The organism is Nitrosospira lacus (assembly GCF_000355765.4).
GTDB classification, from domain to species: domain Bacteria; phylum Pseudomonadota; class Gammaproteobacteria; order Burkholderiales; family Nitrosomonadaceae; genus Nitrosospira; species Nitrosospira lacus.
The window spans coordinates 3,019,937-3,040,221 of sequence record NZ_CP021106.3; the positions used below are offsets into that span (position 1 = coordinate 3,019,937).

Genomic DNA, 20,285 nt, shown 5'->3' on the forward strand with positions numbered 1-20,285 from the left:
TGGAACTAACGGTTAAATTTGTATGGCATACCCTATTGAAAGGAAGCTCGTAGTCGGCATTGCGTCAAGTGCACTGTTTGATCTGTCGGAGTCGCATAAGATATACGAAACCGAGGGTATTAACGACTACCGCATTCACCAAGAGAAGAACATTGATAACCCATTCCCCAAGGGCGTTGCATTCCCATTTATTCGACGCTTTCTGAGCATCAACAAGGCGTTTCCAAAACAATCCCCGGTAGAGGTCGTGCTACTCTCGCGAAATTCGCCTGAAACAGGATTAAGGGTGTTTCGATCAATTAAGCATTACGGCCTTGATGTGACACGTGCAGCGTTCATGACCGGGCGCTCGCCCCATGAATACCTGCCTGCGTTCAATGCATCTCTATTCTTAAGCGCCAATGAAGATGATGTTAGAGAAGCCATAGATACAAATTATCCAGCTGGGGTGGTCCTCCCTTCGAAAGTTTACGACGATGAGCTTGATACTGAGTTACGCGTTGCATTCGACTTTGATGGTGTTATCGCCGACGATGAAGCTGAGTCTGTGTATAAAAAGAACAATGATCTGATCGAATTTCAAGCGCACGAATCCAAAAGGCAATCCATTCCACATCAGCCAGGACCACTTGCTGATTTGTTTAAAAAGCTATCCTTCATGCAGAAATTAGAAGAAAAACAGCTCGGGGAAGATCCCTCGTACAAGAAAATAGTACGGATTGCGATCGTAACTGCACGTAATGCTCCGTCCCATGAACGGGTTGTCACTACTTTGAAAACTTGGGGTGTCTCTGCCGATGAGTCATTCTTTTTGGGGGGGATGGAAAAGTCTCGAATTCTGACTATCCTAAAGCCTCATATGTTTTTTGATGATCAGCGCAGCCATTTGCAGTCTCCTGCCGGTGACATTCCAATGGTTCATATTCCTTTTGGGATAGCAAACAACAAGCTCACATCTCATTCAACTGCGTCTGAGTGAATTGCCGAACAGATTTCTTGAAACGTTGAATATCGCTTCTGAAGAGCTCAACTATCTGGTGCGCGTCGGGAGCAGACCATCGAGACCGGTAATTGCGGGCAAATATAAGTTTTCTCGGGATTTTGCATTTGTTATGTCGTAGGGGCTGGGATCTGACGTCGGACAGCGGGGGGCGCCTATACTTTAACCGTAACAGCGGTAACAATTCGCATAAGACACGGGCAACGCCCAATTCATAGGGTATTCCGCGTTACCGCAAAATGGTACCGGTTCGAATATATCGGGTAACGGCGGTAACGGTCTCTGGCTTAAGGCGAGTTACTACGCGAAATTGGAGCAAGGGGCGGCTTGTTTAGCGCTGGTACCGGTACGATAATGGAAGCAAGATACATTAAACGCCTCCCTGTAACGGTAACGGTTACAGTTACAATTACAGTAACAGCGGCGTGATGCATCCCTGTAACGGTAACAGTGCCGGAATGCGTCAAGATTCTCTGTAACGGTAACAGGAACAGATGCAGTAGAAATTGCCGTAACGCTATGACGTGTTACCAGCGGGCATAGCGCGGTAACATCGGCGTTACACGAAGAACTAAACCCATATTGAATGTTACCGCGTTACCGCTGTTACATCGGTAATCGCGCTTACTCTCCCTCATTCCCGTACCGGATAACATAGACTCTGGATGATGAACTTAATCCAGGGAGTCGTGCAACCTGCGAAGGTTTGCCGTCATTGCCAGGAAGCAGCAATCCCGCTTTTATCAAGACGTTCTTAACATCTTTTCGTCAAACCCTTGGCAGACCTCCTGGCGGAATGTTTCCGGCAATACCAGAAACTCTCGCCCCTCATTTACCCCATTCCGGTAGAAGCCTGCCCGTTTAAGGATACGCTGGTCGATTGTGGCGCTGATATCTTCAAAACGACTTGCGCCATGCGTCTCGAAAAAACCCCGCATGAGGTAGGGGGTCAGGTCTTGCTATTTGCCATAATCCGCCGGTCGGTATCATGACGGTAACTTATCGTCGGATTGCAATAACCATGTTTGGACGTAATTGGACAACAAAAAACCCGCAAGCTTTTATTCATGCGGGTTTTCTGGACTTCTTTGGACTACTTAGGGCACTTCATTGGTGGAGGCGGCGGGAATCGAACCCGCGTCCTACACAACCTTATCGATGCTTGATATTAGACAAATACTATCTGGTTCGATTCCTGTTAATACCCCCAATAATACCCCCTGCGTGATTGGATGACGTTGGAACTTGAACCGCTCATGAGCAATGAATTTATCCGAGCAGACTTAGAAATGGCGATAGCAGTTCCTGACTGTGAAGGCCGAAATTGCACGACAGTCTGCAGCTGACCGAGCTTGATACTTTGTTGCCCATCGTCACTGCATCGAGGTCAACGACTGCTATCGAGAAACACGAATTTCCTTTCCCGACACAACTGAGACCTTCAGCGCATGCGCTCCGCCAGTTCGTTGTGCGAAAGCGATCGAGGCAGTTGATAAAGGCTTTGCGCGCTCCCCGATGTGTTTACCAAACCCGCCGCACTACTTTCGAAGAGTTCAACGCGACCATTATTGAATATATCGGCACTGACCAGAACTGATGAGTAAGTCAAGGATTCCACACGATAATCCTCGGTGCGATGCTGCTGTCTGACTGAGATATTTGTGAGCATTAAGCTGCTCGCATCAAGGCCATGCATCAAGCAATCTATGAAGGCTTGGACGCTGGAAGCCTGAATCTGACCATGTGTTGAACAAGTGGGAAGGAACTCCGATCAGACCGTCCACATGCGGCCAGTAGGCTCGTGAGAAGAGTGACGAATAGAATTCTGAGCCTAATATTTATTTCCGTTGCTTACATAGCATTATTTTCCGTTTCAAAATACCTAATAAAAACTCTGTGACCATTTGATTTACTGGTTCCGGAGCGAAATCGCAAATAGTGTCAGATAATGGATTCCGGTGGTGTGGATAAAAGTTACTGCAAATGTTGCTGCATTTTCCGTTCGCTTGTCCTATGAGTGCTTGGACCCGCGAGCAGCTTACCAAACTTTCAGAACTCACCTAAGCCGGTTCTCCCTTCCCGGTCTTCGGGGAGCCCCTCGGGGCAGCGTCAGCCTAACTCCTGTCCGAAGCACATTGACATTGTGGCCAATAGCGTCAACACGCTAACAGGTTTGGCCAGAGTTGCGAGGTTAAGTCTGCTTTACTTACCCTGGTTGATGAAATCACTGGCCCGCTTGCCCACAGTGGTCGGCAATAATAACTCGCTTATTCCACAAAGAGTCCCGACGAGAAACGCGAGCATGGGACTCGTTGAGAAATCCGTTAGCGAATGATTGCCCAAGCTGATCTGAACCACGCCAAGCATGAACATGATTCCGAGAATCATCGTAAGACTCCCAGCAAACAGTAGCCGAATTACAGGCAGCAGGCGGTCGCTGTCAGTTACGGTCAAGTCCGTAAGCGTAAAAACGGAAGTTCGAATTCCATAAGAAAGCCAAACGCCGATAAAACAGCCAACCCACAGCAACATGAAGTTCGCGAAAATAACCCGCTCTATGCCAAACGAGAGGAGAAGATTCGCGAGCCCGTCATTCGGCGGTGTGATCCGCATTACCAAGTAAAGCAGGATAAACGGGAGAGCAAGAACTATTGCTGTCCCACCTAACCGTACCAAGTGGCCATTCTTGACTCGACTAGCTTCGTCGTCAATTAGATTTGCCGAAACCGTAGCCAAAGCGCTTTTGGAAATTTCAGGCGACGCGTCGGGCCCTTCCAAGCCCAATTGTGCAAGGCGGAAGAGGCGCATGTAATAGCTGCGAAATTGCGACTTGCAGCGCTCCACGGAACCTGCGACTGGATGACCGTAGATTAGCTGCACAGTCCGCAAGACTTTTTCTATATCCTGCTGTAATTCGAGCTGATCTTTTGGGGGGGGCTGAGGAACGGTATTCACCACACCAAAATAGATATCCGTCGCCTTTTCATCCATTGGATTGGGCGACTCAACCGGCTGGCCCGTTGGTGGGGTCGGATTTCCCAAGGGTTCACCGGCTGCAGTAGCAGGCCATATTTTGTAGGAGCCCTGTGACATCGGTTACACCTATGATCCTTGAATGTACTACAACGCGGACCTTGGTGGCCACTTGCCAACAATCTTCACACCACCGTCTTTCCTTGCTGCTGGCTTCTTCGCAGTGTCTTTTTTTGCTGCTGGCTTCTTCGCAGTGTCTTTTTTTGCTGCTGGCTTCTTCGCAGCGTCTTTTTTTGCTGCTGGCTTCTTCGCAGCGTCTTTTTTTGCTGCTGGCTTCTTCGCAGTGTCTTTCTTTGCTGCTGGCTTCTTCGCAGTGTCTTTTTTTGCTGCTGGCTTCTTCGCAGTGTCTTTCTTTGCTGCTGGCGTGGTAGCGGCTTTCTTTACTGCTGGCTTCTTTGATGTTGGCATACAAGTCCCCTTGGTCAAATGGTTAAGGTGATGTAAAGCCCCAACAGTTTATTGCAGGGCGCTTGCATCCAGATATTTTTATAGCGCTGCCACGCATGATGCCATTGTGTATTGTTAATGTGCAATCGTTTTATTGCCCGTCATCCTTGCATCATCGCCAATAATACTGACAGGTGAAAGGCAGCTATTGGCACATTTCTGCCGGATGGAGCCCGTTCCAATTATGCCGAGATAGAAAGGATGGCAATATTGCCACTGTAAAAAAACATCAAAATACATCCTTCCCCTTGAGAAGCGGGATAAGCCGAAACTTAGCAATATCCCACTCGGCAGATATTGCCTGCAGCGGTTGCATTCAGCGCGTTCGAGGGACGAACGGATGAGTACAGTTGGTGGAAGCAAGAATCTAATGGGTTTAGCGCTCATGATATTCAGCTGATGTTTACGAATGGCAGTTCTCCCAAAAAACTCGGAGCCTCTCCCTTACTGTCGACGTATACCCGGGCATGACGTCTGTCTATATGGAAAGAAAGTAAAGAGGTTTCCTACAGCCTTCGAACAGGGAAAACCAATGATTCATTCGAAGCCACATCGGTCCGAATCAATGCAGAACGATATGCATATATACCTGTCACTTAAACCAGGGATGTACACGATATATAAAGTATAAGTCATGCGAAATACCAATTATCAACAGCCCAGCTACCCCGCCCATTGGACCGCTATAAATATCGAACGTCACTGTAAAGTAAGATACGTTTTAGCAGCAACGAAAAACGATGGCGATGCATGAAGTTAAAAAACTAGTTATCCTGGATAAACAAATAAATAGCCATGGGGCAATGGTTTGATAATGACCAAATCCGACAATTGGTGGAACGGGCAGTAGTAGCCGGTATTTATACTGAAGTTCGACTTCAAGAGAAATAACCGGCGCAAAGCCCATATTCAAGCCGAACCGCAATACCGCTGTAACGGGGGAAAATAGAATGGAACTTAAACAAAATAGCGCTCGTTTTGATAGTGAATGGTTTCGAATCGCGGACTCGAAAGAGCGATTGACAAGGAAAGGGAACTTTACACGCGTCAACAGACGATCTGAAGGGCTCCACCCAACACGTTTCTGTCTGTAGCGAAAGCCGCAAATCAATCAACCCTCAGCAAATATTCGCGATAAGCTTCGCAAGCTGGGAGGACCTCCTCCTATATCCATTCGCTTATAATCGCTTGTTTCATCCCATCGGTATCAAAGGCTTGGAGCACAACCAACGGCACGGAAAGCACAGCAGCGACATGTTTGGCATGGGCGATCTCGGCCTCTTGGTGAGCCTGGAGCAGTCCAACGGATGGTAATACACCATCGCGCAGTTGCATTCTTTTTGCGATTTTACTGGGGGCATCTGTGTAAGTTACGATGCCTTCGATACGAAGTTGCCGAAAAATATCAACGGGAACAGCCTGAATGCCCCCGTCCGATTCGCGCTGAATTGTAAAGTGGCCGTCTAACAGAAAGCGCCCACCTTTGATGAGCTTGGAAACACCTTGGATTAATAGTCGCTGGTTTTCATCAATGTCCGCGACCAGCTTGGATTGCTCCACAACAGCAGAGGCTTTCTCGCCTTTAATAATTTGGCTAGCAGTGTAATAAGGAATGCCAAGTTCCTCAGCGACTGCCATACACCCAGTAGTTTTACCGACTCCGTGAATACCGGCCACGAAAATAACTTTCATTCTCACCCTTTCTAAAGTTTTTCGAGAATCTGGCTGTACTCTTTAGCATCAAGGTATCTGAATGACTGGGGCGCACGAAAATCCTTGAACATTTCCTTTGGGTCAATGGCCTGCTGAAACTCTGCGACATCCGAAATCTCTATCGCGAAACCCGTTTTTTTTCCAGTGAAATAGTCACGAATAAGCTGGCGAGGCACTCCGCCGCCCTTCTCCTGAGACAGATTCCATAAAGCGGTGGGCGATCCCTCAGTAACGCCCACCACCTTGGCCGTTGCCACAATTCTCTGCACCGGGGAAGACGAATAGATCACCAATACATCAACCGACTCGGTAGCCCAGCTTCTCCTAAACTCCAGTTTTTTTTCTCGGGACAATATCTTTTCAACAAAACATGGCCGGATAGAAATTAGAGCTACTTTAGGAGGCTTCGGAAACAAGTCGTTCGAATGCGTCATCATCAATTTCACGGATGGTTTGGATATTGCCATTTACTATTCGATTCCTGTTAAGCCACTCACCGGATGGAGGGCAAGAAAAATGTTTTATGAGACGAAAGAGCATCACCTTTATTGGCTTGGCCGCCATAGCCGTAATCTGATCCATACTGTACACCGTTCTCCGACGTACCCGATCTACTATCTCATTGACATCCTGAAGAGTGATGTACTCCTCTACGATGCCAAGACTGGTTACTGCGCGCTCATCGGTTGAGCGATAAAAAAGCACTACGTCTCCAGGATTCATTTGTCCTAATTGGGCACGGCATAAATAGGCCTGTTTTATCGCATTGCTTGCTGTGTGTGGTGAATCGAATAAAGCCATTTGGGGTGGTTCGGCTGAAGAGATATAGTCGGAGAATAAAATTCTATGGTATTCAGGCCGGATCGGAATGATAAATTTCCTGATGCTTCTATCATGACAAAAATGTGGGAAATAATTTCGAAAATACTCAAACGCCGGCAAGTCAGTTAATGAATTATCCGGTGGCGAGATTGGATGCCGCTTCACGTACACCACATCATCATCATAGCGGCCAAACTCGGAGAACCCAAAATCAGCCAATAATTCAAAGAGGATGTTCTGTTTGTCCGGATTGCCGTGAATATATATATTCTCAAGTCGATTCTCGGTTGCATAACGGAATGCTGCCTTCAGAAACAGCTCGCCTATTTTCCTGCCACGGCAGCTGGGCGCCACTTTAAAGGTACACAGCTTCAACAAGGCACCGAATAAAATATCTCCCTGACCAGTCGCATCATCATTTTCCTTACGAGCATAAATACACAATGCACCCAGTTTATTTGAATCAATCCAATACACCCAAGCTCTACGATCATTCCTGGCGCAGCTTCGGAACCATGTATCAAATTCCGGATACTCTTCTCGCAAACTATCGAAAAACTCATCATTCAGTAGCCGTGTCAATGAATGCAGCGGGACATCTTGAATGTTCGGCAGATGAACCGAAGTCGGCTCATGCAAGCGACGTAAAAAATCTTCTGCCGCTTTAATCGCATAAACCCGATCACCCAAACCACGGCTCACGGCATTTTTATGTATCCCCTTGTCTTCCGTAACTAAATAATGTGCCGCATCACAATACAGTGCATAAAGAATGGCATTGTCCGCAGCGTCATGAGAATCCGTTGCAGATGAATTCCACGGGCAGTCTGGAATGCTGTCGAGGCGAGAATATTGTTCCAACCGTGCTCGCGTTCGTGCGCCACGATTAGCATTTTGATCATGAGTGAGGTCATCTTCCGAGGCGGGATGAACAACGAGTGGATGACCATATGCCTGTGCCAAACGCACAAAATTCGCCAGCCCCTCTGGTAGCGGTACATGCGAATCCTCAAGCGGGATTAAGATGTTGGTATCGAGCAGGAAGCGCATTTAATTCAAGAAAAGAAATGGGGACGGAATCCCATTATTGCTATCTACCGCACTTTAGAATCTTTCCTCGGTAGATTTAATTTCTAAGTGCAACTTCCAGTGTGGATACGGGATGGCACATTGGCTATGAGAATAATACCTCAAACAACGTTCTGAAGCGAAATACGGAATTTCAGCTTTTGCCCGGGTGTATGCCGAGATGAAAAGGGTGGCAATATTGCCACGCCACTCGGCAGGTATTGCCTGCAACGGTTGCATTCAGGGCGTTCGAGAGACGAACGGATGAGTACAGTTGGTGGAAGCAAGAATCTAATGGGCTTGGCGCTCATGATATTCAGCTGAGGTCCACGAATGGCAGTTCTCCCCAAAAAGTTGGAGCCTCCCTTACTGTCGACGTATACGCGGGCATGACGTCTATAAGGAAAGAAAGTAAAGAGGTTTCCTGCACTCTTCGAGCAGGGAAAACCAATGATTCATTCGAAGCCGCATTGGTCCTTATCCCGAATCAATGCAGAATGTTATGCATATATACCTGTTACTTAAACCAGGGATGTACACGGTATATAAAGTATAAGTCCTGCGGAATACCAAATATCAACAGCCCAGCTACCCGCACATTGGACCGCCATGAATATTTAACGTCACCGTAAAGTACGATACGTTTTAGTAGTGACGAAAAGCGATGGCGGTGCATGAAGTTAAAAAAGCCAGTTATCCCGGATAAACAAATACCTAGCCGTGAAGCAATGGTTTGATAATGACCCATGCGATAAATGCTGGAACGATAAATAGGAGTTAGTAGTTATAGTGAGAATTGGATATCGAGAAATGGCCGAGCCAAATCTCATATTCAAGCTGAACCACAATATCGCGTGAACGGGGAATGAACTATAACTGGCGTTAAACTAAAATGGGGCGTTTCATCGAGCTGTGAATGGTCCGAATTGAGAACTGGAAAGAGCAAGTGGCAATATTGCCAGTAACGAAAAACACGGACACCTGTCAGTCCACGCCAGAGAGCCGTTGTAAAATTTATTGAGTATTTTGGGCTTGATCGGATAGGTATTGTCAGAGCCTCTAATTCCAGAACCAGTCAGGTTCCAGGTCCGATAGTCAGGTCGCATACGTTTCTGCCTGTGGCGAAGGTCGCAGAACGACATGCCTCCAGGTCGCGGCAGGATCAAGATCGGCATTCCGCTGGTCCTTGGCGATTTCCTCCGGCGTCGCGGTCGACAGGTCGAGTAGGTCCGCATGCTCGCCGTACAGGCCACGCTAAAAGGGTGCCGCCGAAGAAATAACCATCTTCGGACAGTTCACAGCGCTTTTCAGTCCCTCGTTGATCTTCGCCCCTTCAGCCAGCAATACCCGCCGCTTGCGCCAGATGATCGCTACGAGTTCTTCGATCAGATGCCGCTCGATTATGCCTGTAAGCCGGTGTTCCTCGATCAGCGCCGCCAGCAGGTCGGCAAACTCACGCGCATCCTCATGGGCCAATACTACCAGTCGGTAAAGAATGCCGTGCTTCATGGCGTTGAAGCGTACGGTTTCATAACCTCCCTGCGGCGCAACTTGGTCATCAGTTGCTGGGAATGGAATCACGGAATTGTTTTCAAGTGTTTGCATATTTACCCCCTGTATGTTTTTCAATGAGTTCCAGCAGTGCCAAGCCGTCATAATATTTGCGAGGAATTTCCAGCTCGAATGTGGAGATACCCCTTATACCCACGGCGACAATAACCGGGTCAATGGATGCGTTGTCAACCAGGATGGAATAATGTCTGTCCGGCGAGGCATTCAGCATGGCAAGTAACTCGGCGCGTTTCCGTTCCCAACGCAACTTGATCAGGATGCCGGGTTTGTTTTCGCGAATGACCGGAAGCCACTGGGCAATCACGTCGGCATCACCGGAATAGTGCAACTGGCCCTCAGCCGTGAGGTCAAGGCGAACCCCTTCAAGGACGGCTGATTCGATAATCTCCGCCGCGATCACAGCACGCCTTCCACAATCTTCGTCATGTGTGTGACAGTTTTCGCAACGGGGGTGGCGAAAGGCGGTAAAGGTGTTAAAGGGGGAGATTCACCGCGACAACTCGCCAAGCTGTTCGCCCATCCGCTTCCGATTTCTGGAATTCAAGCCCTTTGACGATCCGGTTCGCATGCTTCTTCAAGAGCCAGCCAAGCTTTGAGCGATTGACCTCACCTCTTTCTTCCACAGGAAATTCACGTATTGCATCGAGAAGATCGGAATTCCCCCGTTGCGCCACCTCTACAACCTTGCGTACCGTAATGGCTGTCGATCCGAATGCAGCGTGCCATTGGGTCATCAGCCCCGCGAGCGCATCTCCGTCCGGGTCGTGCTTGACTTGTTCAAGGAGCGCCGTAGCGGGATCACAATGCCCAAGCCACATCAGCGGATGCCGGCAATAGTCTGACCATGCGCCGCCAAAGGTCACAATGCTTTCAACGGGAGCACGCGGTGAGCCCGCCCTGCGCCATGCCAGAATAATGGTCAGCACAGCAGCTACATATAATCCCCGTTGTTTGCGTACCCTTTCGACGGGAAAACTTTTATACGTCATCGTGGCGGGTGTTGAACATCGGGGGTCGATGTGAATCGTCACAATGCGCCGCAGAAGATCACGTACCGGGCCAACGTTATTTCCAGAGCCTAAAAACAGAGTGCGCGTGCTTACTGTCGCCGTCTTACTCACCCCCAAAATCCGGTCAGTGATCTGCTCAGCCGTCAGCATTCTCTTAATGGTGCCGTGCGGTATCCAGTCGGTGTCCATGTCATCGAACTCAATAACCGCTGGGCTGGTCAGCAGCAACGACAGAATAACTTTGGTGGCTTCTTCCGATGTGGTGGGATAACTCACTTTTGCATTTCCGGCAGGCCCGGCAAAAGCGCCAATAAGCTCGCAAAGATAAGTTTTTCCGCTACCAAAAATCGGTGCTTTGACGTGAAATCCAGGGGCATGAGCCAACGTGGGTCGCACTACAGCGGTGAAGATGGCCGAAAGCGCAGCGGCTTTATCTGCGGCTCCGACGAAGTGAAACTCGTTAAGCAACTCTTCCAGCAGGGCCAGCGCCGCCCGTGCCGCTTCAACTGTCGGTTCCTCGATGACAAATTGACGCGAGTCGAAGACACCGAAGCGCTGCGATGTTTTGTCATAACCGGCCTGTGTAATCAACTCCCCGTCTGACTCGCGAAAATACGGTTGTCTCGCGACGCCTTTTAGGGGTGGCAAGTGACGAAAGTTCTGGGCGTCGTAAAGAATGGCAACGTGCCGCTGGGGGGGATCAGAACGAACCCAATCTTCCGCGCGCCCATCGTATTTTTCCCATGTCGCCGCGACCGACAGCTCCCTTGTCAGCGCCGGTGCGCTGGTCGGAATAATCGAAGGATCTCCGGTGGTCGGGTCGGTGGAGACGGAAACAATCAAGCCGCCTGCCTGATAATGTCGCCTACGATCCGCCAATTCTTTTTCTGCCGCATCAATTACCCGGTGCAAATCACCGGCGACCACGCGGATGACCGGTTTATGCCGTGCCTCGTCATTGCGAATGCCCAGGAATTCGAGCAACTGGCGAATGTGGATCTTCTCCCGGTGCGAGTGCTGGCAGCAGAATCCACCCAGGGGATATAGCTCGTCGGGTTCAAAATAGGCAGCGCCGGTGTCAAGGCCATCGGTATGCTCGTAGACCCATGGGCAGGTGATGTCGTGCTTGCCTGAGCCCAATGGCGTTTTGTAAAGTCCTCGTGCCTTGAAGGCAGCCACTACCGGATTTTCCGCAGCCTTGGGCGTCAACACATCATCAGCATCCTTGCCCATGCTGCGCCGGTTATCCTCAGAGAGTTTAGCTTCCTTCTTTGGCCGCCCAGCCGGTGCGAGTTCCAATTGCAGACGATCCACAATTTCTTGTGGCGTGTAGCGCTTTTCAGGGCGCCATTCGATTAGGCGGCAGCGAAACGGCTCACCCGCATCGTTGGCATATTTTAGTTTGCCATTGATTGCGACAGGAAGGCGTGCCCATCGGCTTAATGGCCCGGTTGCGTTAGGGTCGCAAAGGCCAGCGTCAATCACGGCGGTAAGTAGCCGCACAGCCGCAGCACCATCGGTGATAGGATCAGCGAGAATGATCCCGCCCTGATGATTGCCCGGGCTCGTCTCGATCAGCCAGGACAATTCAAAACCCGCCAGCCGATCAAACGAAACCTTGGTGCCAAGATCGTCCAGCATCAGAAAATGGCAGGCGGCGAACCGGTCTTTACGCGCCTTGAATGAGCCGTCATCGCCGGGATAGAAGCTCGAACAACCGACGTAATTGTTATGCCCGGCAGAAAGATTGTCGACGACTTGTTCAGAGCTGTTTGCTGTCCATCCGCCGTTGCCAGGATCATGGGGCTTGGAACAGACCGCCGTGAACGCAGCTTCGGGCAATTTCTGAAATATAGCTGCGACAAATTCAGCGTTCGTAATCTTGAAATCACCACCTTTGCCGCCTTTACCGGCTTCGTCCGGCTCGGAAGCTGAAACTGTCAGCATATTGGTTGTCATGGTCGCCACCCCCTCAAACCAAAGCTTTGCGGGCGGCTTCCAGCTTCACCACCAAGGCGCGGATTTCTTCGTCGGTTTTCCCGGCAATGCGCGCCGTGTTTATCGCCGCCACATCACCGGACGGCCATCCTACTGCCCGTGCACCAAGGCTCACCGGCTTTGTCCATAGCCCTTGAGCAATGCGAAGATAGATGGTGGAGCGGGAAAGCCCGGATTCAGATTGAACGGCAGGAAGCCGATAGATGGTTTGCAGCATGTTTGCACTCCTTCGAGCGTTATTGAACATGCCGCCATTGGGAACTAGCTAGGGTACTGTCTCGCAACCTATCTGGTTCATCGCGATGAAAAGCCTTATCAATACTTGGGTTTCAACTTTTCGAGCTAGTCTGTCTTTTTGAAGAGAGTAAGCCCCCCCACGACGAACTATCCGTGGAAACCTCTTCAATAATTTGTTTCAACCTCGATATTGAAATCTTCTCTTCCAGCGCTACAGTGCGAAGGAATGCTTTGGTTCCTTTTGTTTTCTCTTCCAAAACTCGCTTCTTGAGTCTTTCGCGGCGTTGAGCAGGTGTTTCCGAGCTTGCCGGTGCGCCTTTTATCGACTGCTCGAATTCCCTCAGTGCTTCAGTTCGGACAACCAACACGCTATCTTCCGGCAAGCCGCTCGCCGGGCAGTAGTTTTCCGATGCGGACCGCGAGTTCCTCCTTTTGAGAAACTTCGCTCGCTTTTCTTTGTGTTCGTTCAACAGCTTTTCCGCCTCGGATTTTTCTATATTTTCTCTCGCTATCTTCGCTTTCAGCTGCTCCAGCTCCGCACGCGATCCACGACAAAATTTGTTATCCTCGAAATCAACTTGAAGCTGGCAGACAACCCCGTATTTCCCTTCAACAAAGGCGCCTTCCAAACCTCCATGGGTTATAGCTGGCCCACCGGTTAGATTCTGGTAGTTATGTTCAATGTCTAGCCGCTCGTTACCGATCATGGGTAGGTCAAAAACATCCGCAAGCGTGACGACTTCATCCCAGAGCTCAAGCACGTGGCTCGCCTCCCCGCCAGATAACAAGGTTGGTCCCGCATACAATCGAACCGTACCTGTGCCATTAGGCGACGGAATCTCTTCGTATTTCGCCTCTTCAATTGGAACCATATTTCCACACAGGGCTTTCGCGTGATTCGCGAAATAGACAGACAACCGCAACCGGCCATCAAGCGCGAAGCGCAGTACATGAGCTTCTGTCACTTCCTCATCGAATACGATTGCTAGATGCCGAGCCGCGTCTGGTACTGTTAACCATTCTTTCAATTTTAAGAGTTTACTCACACTGCGCTCCTTCGCGGTTACCCTATATTGCTATGTGATGACAGTGGAGTAAAAGTACTCCCACTATCGCTTTATTAAATAATGCGCCATCAATTCAATTGGATTATGAGGGGCTTTACAGTACATTACGGTACTTTGCAGTTCAAGATCACCCCTGGAAAAAATTAACTGTCCCCACTACCGCCACGATAACCTTTGCATAGAATGGACTTCGCCAGAAGCGGCGTGCCTGACCGATGAACAGAACCACCTCAGCATCGCCCATCGAGGGGGAGCCTCCATGTAGACGGCAAGTGTTGGACAACCCTTTAAGTAAGAAAAAGGATCAAAACACGAGAATTTGCGCTGAGGCAATGAAGTCAGTGCACCTGAACTTTTAGAGGGTCCTTTTAATAATATGCTTGCTATCTTTGAACCCCAAAAAATCGCTACAGGAAGCTGAAATATGAACGATGAGGAAACAATAAACTCTTCTGCTTACAAACATTCTCAACAAAGCGTACAGCGGCCTGATGTCGGGGTAGAGGCGCAATTTCAGAACAAAAAGGTCCCAAAAACCTATCGCTACGATTCCAGCCTTGCGCCAGAATTGTGCTGGGATGAAAACGCCGAACGTTCATTCGCCGAGTGGTTGCTAAATCTAGTAGCCGAAGTAGCAGAGCAGGGAGAAGGTGTTGTCTTTGCGCAGCCGCAAATGTGGGAAGGAACGCGGGAAAAATTCGCCTCGCTATCCCAATGCGCGGCCCGGCTCAGAAGCCTAACCAAGCCTTTCCTCAACTGGGCGGGCAAAGCGGAACGGCAACAGATTTCCGTGCCAACTTTGCCGCTTTTCGTACATGAACGGCATTCGACCCAGGCTATTCTGGAAACCCTCAAGGCGCATAAAGCTACCGGCACCAACCTTGACCTATTTGGCGATGCCGAGCTGGACATTGCCGACAAGCTGGATGCCTACCAACACACCGGCCCGTGGACAAATCGCCTTGTCCTTGGCGACTCGCTACAAGTGATGAACTCCCTGCTCGAATACGAAGGCATGGGTGGACAGGTGCAGATGATTTATTTCGACCCACCTTATGGAGTCAAGTTTGGCTCGAACTTTCAACCCTTTGTTCGAGATAAAAAAGTTAAAGATAATCACGGCAAAGATGAATACATGATCCGTGAGCCGGAGATGGTGAAGGCATATCGAGACACATGGGAATTGGGACTGCATTCCTATCTGGCCTATCTCCGCGACCGGTTGTTATTAGCAAAAAATATCCTGACAGAGTCAGGTAGTGTGTTTGTTCAAATCTCAGACGAGAATGTGCATCATGTTCGTCAGGTTCTAGACGAAGTATTTGGTGCAGAAAACTTCATTTCGCAAATTAGCTTCCAGACAACATCCGGCTTCGATTCAAACACATTGCCGACACTCGGAGATTTTCTGCTTTGGTATGCCAAATCAAAGGCAATCTTGAAGTGCAACAAGGCATATGAGGCTCAGCCTATCATGCTAGGTGAAGGAAATGCACGTTGGGTTCTGCTCAAAGATGGTTCATACAGAGGGCTTACCGCAGAAGAAAAGCGTGGTGACGCTTCGATTCCTAGCGAAGCAAAGCTTTACAAACCCGACAACATTCAATCACAGGGCGCATCTAAAGAACCGCAGCCATTTTCATATCTTGGGAAGACATATTCTCCTGGGGCAAATTCCCACTGGAAAGCGAATTATCCTAAGGGAATGGAACGACTAGCAGAGGCTGGACGTATTCATGTGGCCAAAAACAGTATTCAATACATCAGATATGCAGATGATTTCCCATATCAACAGATAGGCAATATTTGGACTGATACGCTGACAGGAAGTTTTACAGATGAAAAGCTTTATGTCGTTCAAACTGGGTTGAAGGTGGCTGAACGATGTATTTTGATGGCTACCAATCCAGGCGATTTAGTCATGGATATTACTTGTGGTTCCGGCACAACAGCCGTTGTCGCTGAACAATGGGGCCGCCGTTGGATTACCTGCGACACGTCGCGTGTTCCACTAGCCTTAGCGCGGCAAAGACTCCTTACCGCCACATTCCCTTGGTATCGACTCAAAAATCGTTCGCAAGGCCCGTCAGGCGGATTTGTTTACGAACGTAAACAAAATCGCAAGGGTGAAGAGATCGGCGGTCTAGTGCCACATATCACGCTCAAGTCCATTGCTAACAACGAAGAACCAGAAACGGTAACTCTGGTTAACCGCCCGGAAGTAAACAAAAAAATCACCCGCGTCTGCGGGACGTTCACAGTTGAAGCCACCATACATGCTGCCATGACGTTGGCCGAGGAGGACAGCCAAGTTGCCGACGCATCGAAAGTCACCACCAGCCCTCGCGCCTATCTCGACCGAATGATCGAAGTGCTGCGGCAAAGCAAAACCCTGCAATTACCTGGAAACTTGCGCCTTGAACTGGAAAATGTACGCCCCTTGGCGGATCGGGAGCATCTCCACGCCGAAGCGACTGTGAAGAACGGGGTGGAGAAACGGATTGCGATTGTGTTTGGGCCGGAAGATGGCGCAATTGGTTCCGAATATGTGTTCAATGCCCACACGGAAGCCCTACAACAGGGTTTTCAACAACTTTTCCTATTCGGCTTCGCCATTCAGGCCAAAGCCCGCGAGATGCTGGACAAACTGAAAATCCGCACGACTTATATTGCAGTTACCCCTGATGTGGTCATGTCGGACTTGCTAAAAACCAGCAAGGCCAGCGAGATTTTCTCGATTACAGGCTTGCCAGATGTGACCTTGGAACCCGTTGGACAAAAGCAAGATGGAATGCCGCTGCATCAAGTCGCGGTCAAAGGTCTTGATATTTTCCGGCCCGACACGATGGAAACGGATTCCGTCGAAGCCGAAAACCTGCCGTGCTGGATGCTGGACGCCAATTACAACGGCATGGCATTTTGCGCTTCGCAGGTGTTTTTCCCGAAAACTGGAGCGTGGGACAATCTGCAAAAATCGCTAAAGGGCAATTTCAACGAAAGCGTTTGGGAACATCTGGCCGGAACAGTCAGCGAACCCTTCGCGTTGGGCGACAAGCGGCGCATTGCGGTCAAGGTGATTGACGATCGGGGCAACGAGCTTATGGTGGTCAAAAACGCCGAAGGGGCGAAGTGATGGTGGTCGCGCCCAAGCAGGACAAACAGGAAATGTCACCGCCGACACCGACGGGAGTTGGTGAACCAATTATCAATTCACCTTTTGTTGAGCCGAAACTCCACTGGCAAATCGAAAGAGGCAAACCGCCCGTTAAAGCGGATGGTCGCCGCCGCGCCAGCTATTTTTACCGAGTCCCGGAACATGCCGGACGGGGCAGGAAGAACAAAGACACCCAGGATATGTTCGAGGCGGAAAAGGGCGAACAGGTCGAAATTGCCCTCGTCAATGAAACCCGCGCACGGATTAAGACCTGGCGCGCCGGAACGCATAGCGCCGGTCTTCCGTATGATGGGGCATCAGCGGTCACCAAAGAATTATTGGAACTTTGGCGCAGCGAAGACCGGATGCAGCGTTTATTCTTCGCGCAAATCGAGGCCGTAGAAACCATCATTTTTTTAACAGAGGCCAGCGAGATTTACGGCAAGGGATTGCCGGTAATCCCGAAAGATGAACCTGGCCTTAATGCCAAAGATGCGGGCTTTCGCGCCTTCATCCGTTATGCCTGCAAGATGGCAACCGGTTCCGGCAAAACCACTGTCATGGGCATGTTGGCGGCATGGTCGATTTTGAACCGGGTTGCCGCGCCGACCGATGACCGGTTTTCCGATACGGTCCTGATTGTTTGCCCGAATGTGACCATCCGTGAAAGGTTGCAGGAGCTTGATCCTGCGCTGGGCGATTTGAGCCTCTATCGCACCCGCCAGCTTGTGCCGCCGCATCGGATGGAAGAATTGCGCCGAGGTGAGGTGATGATTGCCAATTGGCATCGGCTGGCGAAAAAGGAAACCAATACCGTCAACGGCGACTCCGCGAAAGTGGTCAAAACTGGCGAGCCGATGGAAATCGTCAAGAACGCGGGCAAGGAAAATGAAACAAGCGAAGTGAAATATTTCGAGTCCGACGCGGCTTGGTTCAAACGCATCCGGCAGGAACTTGGCTGCGGCAAGGGCCGCAGTCCGCACTGGCTGATTTTCAACGATGAGGCGCACCATGCCTATCGGCGCGGCGATGTGACGGGCGACGAACAATCCCTCGACGATGACGCGGATCTCGCGAGGAAAAACGACCGTGAAGCAACCATCTGGATTGAAGGTCTTGACCGCATTAACAAGCTCGCCGGGGGCAGCCGCAAGCGCGGCATCAATCTCTGTGTCGATCTTTCCGCTACCCCTTTCTATATCCAGGGTTCAGGCAACGAAGTAGGCAAGCCATTCCCGTGGATTGTGTCCGATTTCGGATTATTGGATGCAATTGAGTCTGGTCTGGTCAAAATTCCGCAATTGCCGTCGCGGGACGTGACGGGGGCCGATGAGGCGGCTTACTTCAATATCTGGCGCTGGGTTCAGGCCAAGGCCGTGGAAGAAGGCTATAGCTCCAAGCTGACTCCTGAAATCGTAATGAATTTCGCCAGCGCACCGATTACCCTGTTGGCGACGGAGTGGCATCAGCGTTTCTTGGAATGGGAAACCACGTCGAAGCAAGAGCACAAACACCCCGTGCCGCCGGTATTCATTGTGGTCTGTCGTGATACTGCCGTTGCCAAGGAAGTTTATGCTTGGGTGGCAAACGGCAATGACAGTTACGGCGTATCACCGCCATATTTTAAAAATCATATGGGACAGGAGGTCACGGTACGGATTGACTCGAAGGTTATCGAAGACATTGAAGAGGGCGGTACGAAAGATGAAACCCGGCGGTTGCGTTTTATCCTTGATACGGTAGGCAAGGCCGTGTGGCCGGGCGGCAAGATTCCCGAAGAATGGTCGGAGCTTGTCCGCAAACATAATGAAAAAGTAGCTAGTGAAGACAATGACGGTGCTTTGAAGTGGATTGACGAACGCATTCCGCCGGGCCGTGATATTCGCTGCATCGTATCCGTTTCTATGCTGGCCGAAGGTTGGGATGCCCAGACGGTAACCCATATTGTTGGATTGCGCCCGTTTGGTTCGCAATTGCTATGCGAACAGGTAATTGGGCGCGCCCTGCGCCGCAAGCATTATGCACTGAACGAAAAGACTCAGATGTTCGCCGAAGAAACCGCCAAGGTTTTTGGCGTACCGTTCGAGCTTATTCCGTTTAAGGTTTCCCTGCCCGGCCCGACGACGCCGAAGCCTCAACCGAACCATATTTATTCAGTACCGGAAAAGGCAGAGTACGAAATCACTTTCCCGATGGTGACCGGGTATCACGAATCCGGGCAATTCGATGTGTGCGTGGATTGGAATCAAGTTTCCAAAGTCACGATTGATCCGATGAAGATTCCCCAAACAGTTGAGATGACCCCACTGACAACACCAGATGGTACGTTGGCAGCTTATGGCCCAGGCGAAAAACCAATATTGTCTCTAAAAAAATGGCGAGCAATGTTCCGTGACCAACAGGTTGCGTTCAAACTGGCCCGTGAAGTTTGCCGCCAGTGGCAAAACGACAATGGCGCGACAGCGGTTCCGGTGCAAGTGTTGTTTCCGAAAGTTGCTTTCGCGGCAAAACGATTCCTGGCCGAGAGACTCGACAGAAAAGGCGGAAGCCAGCCCTGTGATGTTCTGTTGGTAGGCGAGTATATGCAAGCGGCGATTGGCTCTTTGCTGGAAGCCCTTAAAAAAGGCGCATCATCTGACAGCGCAGAAGTTGCGGTTATTCCGCAAGGCGCGGCGGGGCGCGGCAGCACTGTATTTGTGGATTTTCACACTACAAAGCCGATTTATCCAGTGACTAAGTGCCACTTCAACGCAATGGCGGCCGATACTCAAAAATGGGAGCAAACCGCCGTGTTCCTGCTAGACAGCCATCCGGGAGTGAAGAAATGGGTGAAGAACGAACGCTTGGGGTTCTTCATCCCCTACCGTAAGAAAGGCCTCCCGGCTCGCTACATGCCGGATTTTATCGTGGTGACAGATAGCGCTCTCAATGTAATTGTGGAAATCAAAGGCCAAGTTACTGATGATGCAGACGTGAAGGCCAAGGCGGCACAGCGCTGGGTCAATGCGGTCAACCGGCTAGGCCAGCATGGCACGTGGCATTATCTGCTCGTCACTGACCCGGGAGCGCTCGGGGTCGCACTGAATGTCTTCGCAACAGCCAAGTGGGATGAGGGGCAGTTTGACTTGGTCGCGCAGGAAGAAGAATCTATCTGACTGCCGGCC

General features: G+C 50.2%; 14 protein-coding genes. 3 read left to right on the forward strand and 11 right to left on the reverse strand.

Features of this window, described 5'->3' with window-relative positions; all coding sequences use genetic code 11:
- The first annotated feature begins 22 nt into the window (after positions 1-22).
- The gene (locus EBAPG3_RS13810) at positions 23-979 is read left to right on the forward strand and encodes a 5'-nucleotidase (protein WP_004179707.1); all 957 of its coding nucleotides are present in this window, start codon (positions 23-25) and stop codon (positions 977-979) included.
- A 1,462-nt stretch (positions 980-2,441) separates the two neighbouring features.
- Here EBAPG3_RS13810 and EBAPG3_RS13820 read toward each other — a convergent pair.
- The 11 genes from EBAPG3_RS13820 to EBAPG3_RS13870 form a co-directional block, all read right to left on the reverse strand.
- The gene (locus EBAPG3_RS13820) at positions 2,442-2,669 is read right to left on the reverse strand and encodes a hypothetical protein (protein WP_151898961.1); all 228 of its coding nucleotides are present in this window, start codon (positions 2,667-2,669) and stop codon (positions 2,442-2,444) included.
- A gap of 533 nt (positions 2,670-3,202) precedes the next feature.
- Entirely contained in the window at positions 3,203-3,991 is a 789-nt protein-coding gene (locus EBAPG3_RS13825) for a hypothetical protein (protein ID WP_227869227.1), read from the reverse strand.
- Between the two features lie 129 nt (positions 3,992-4,120).
- Positions 4,121-4,441, reverse strand: a complete 321-nt coding sequence (locus EBAPG3_RS13830) for a histone H1-like repetitive region-containing protein (RefSeq protein ID WP_040852928.1) — start codon at positions 4,439-4,441, stop codon at positions 4,121-4,123.
- A gap of 1,203 nt (positions 4,442-5,644) precedes the next feature.
- Positions 5,645-6,172 (reverse strand): ATP-binding protein, encoded by a 528-nt coding sequence (locus tag EBAPG3_RS13835; RefSeq protein ID WP_051049071.1) that lies wholly within the window; start codon positions 6,170-6,172, stop codon positions 5,645-5,647.
- A gap of 11 nt (positions 6,173-6,183) precedes the next feature.
- The gene (locus EBAPG3_RS13840) at positions 6,184-6,660 is read right to left on the reverse strand and encodes an ASCH domain-containing protein (protein ID WP_227869228.1); all 477 of its coding nucleotides are present in this window, start codon (positions 6,658-6,660) and stop codon (positions 6,184-6,186) included.
- Positions 6,590-8,065, reverse strand: coding sequence for a GNAT family N-acetyltransferase (locus EBAPG3_RS13845; RefSeq protein WP_004179735.1), 1,476 nt, complete (start codon positions 8,063-8,065; stop codon positions 6,590-6,592). The genes EBAPG3_RS13840 and EBAPG3_RS13845 overlap by 71 nt, the downstream gene beginning before the upstream one ends.
- Positions 8,066-9,337: 1,272 nt before the next feature.
- Positions 9,338-9,688, reverse strand: coding sequence for a hypothetical protein (locus tag EBAPG3_RS13850; protein WP_051049073.1), 351 nt, complete (start codon positions 9,686-9,688; stop codon positions 9,338-9,340).
- Positions 9,675-10,055 (reverse strand): hypothetical protein, encoded by a 381-nt coding sequence (locus EBAPG3_RS13855; protein WP_004179749.1) that lies wholly within the window; start codon positions 10,053-10,055, stop codon positions 9,675-9,677. The genes EBAPG3_RS13850 and EBAPG3_RS13855 overlap by 14 nt, the downstream gene beginning before the upstream one ends.
- Positions 10,056-10,128: 73 nt before the next feature.
- Positions 10,129-12,624, reverse strand: a complete 2,496-nt coding sequence (locus EBAPG3_RS13860) for a DNA-primase RepB domain-containing protein (RefSeq protein WP_004179750.1) — start codon at positions 12,622-12,624, stop codon at positions 10,129-10,131.
- Between the two features lie 13 nt (positions 12,625-12,637).
- Complete coding sequence (locus tag EBAPG3_RS13865; protein ID WP_004179751.1) at positions 12,638-12,880, reverse strand: helix-turn-helix transcriptional regulator; 243 nt, start codon at positions 12,878-12,880, stop codon at positions 12,638-12,640.
- A gap of 112 nt (positions 12,881-12,992) precedes the next feature.
- Entirely contained in the window at positions 12,993-13,946 is a 954-nt protein-coding gene (locus tag EBAPG3_RS13870; RefSeq protein WP_004179752.1) for a hypothetical protein, read from the reverse strand.
- A gap of 445 nt (positions 13,947-14,391) precedes the next feature.
- Between EBAPG3_RS13870 and EBAPG3_RS13875 the strand changes: the two genes are divergently transcribed.
- Entirely contained in the window at positions 14,392-17,100 is a 2,709-nt protein-coding gene (locus tag EBAPG3_RS13875; RefSeq protein ID WP_004179760.1) for a site-specific DNA-methyltransferase, read from the forward strand.
- Positions 17,100-20,276, forward strand: coding sequence for a BPTD_3080 family restriction endonuclease (locus tag EBAPG3_RS13880; RefSeq protein WP_004179761.1), 3,177 nt, complete (start codon positions 17,100-17,102; stop codon positions 20,274-20,276). The genes EBAPG3_RS13875 and EBAPG3_RS13880 overlap by 1 nt, the downstream gene beginning before the upstream one ends.
- Positions 20,277-20,285 lie beyond the last annotated feature (9 nt).

Excerpts from the sequence above, each read along its gene's own strand:
- EBAPG3_RS13825 (WP_227869227.1), bottom strand. The coding sequence starts at position 3,991 with ATGGATGAAAAGGCGACGGATATCTATTTTGGTGTGGTGAATACCGTT.
- EBAPG3_RS13810 (WP_004179707.1), top strand. The coding sequence starts at position 23 with ATGGCATACCCTATTGAAAGGAAGCTCGTAGTCGGCATTGCGTCAAGT.
- EBAPG3_RS13830 (WP_040852928.1), bottom strand. The coding sequence starts at position 4,441 with ATGCCAACATCAAAGAAGCCAGCAGTAAAGAAAGCCGCTACCACGCCA.
- EBAPG3_RS13835 (WP_051049071.1), bottom strand. The coding sequence starts at position 6,172 with ATGAAAGTTATTTTCGTGGCCGGTATTCACGGAGTCGGTAAAACTACT.
- EBAPG3_RS13865 (WP_004179751.1), bottom strand. The coding sequence starts at position 12,880 with ATGCTGCAAACCATCTATCGGCTTCCTGCCGTTCAATCTGAATCCGGG.
- EBAPG3_RS13875 (WP_004179760.1), top strand. The coding sequence starts at position 14,392 with ATGAACGATGAGGAAACAATAAACTCTTCTGCTTACAAACATTCTCAA.
- EBAPG3_RS13850 (WP_051049073.1), bottom strand. The coding sequence starts at position 9,688 with ATGCAAACACTTGAAAACAATTCCGTGATTCCATTCCCAGCAACTGAT.
- EBAPG3_RS13845 (WP_004179735.1), bottom strand. The coding sequence starts at position 8,065 with ATGCGCTTCCTGCTCGATACCAACATCTTAATCCCGCTTGAGGATTCG.
- EBAPG3_RS13820 (WP_151898961.1), bottom strand. The coding sequence starts at position 2,669 with ATGCTCACAAATATCTCAGTCAGACAGCAGCATCGCACCGAGGATTAT.
- EBAPG3_RS13860 (WP_004179750.1), bottom strand. The coding sequence starts at position 12,624 with ATGACAACCAATATGCTGACAGTTTCAGCTTCCGAGCCGGACGAAGCC.
- EBAPG3_RS13880 (WP_004179761.1), top strand. The coding sequence starts at position 17,100 with ATGGTGGTCGCGCCCAAGCAGGACAAACAGGAAATGTCACCGCCGACA.
- EBAPG3_RS13840 (WP_227869228.1), bottom strand. The coding sequence starts at position 6,660 with ATGGCAATATCCAAACCATCCGTGAAATTGATGATGACGCATTCGAAC.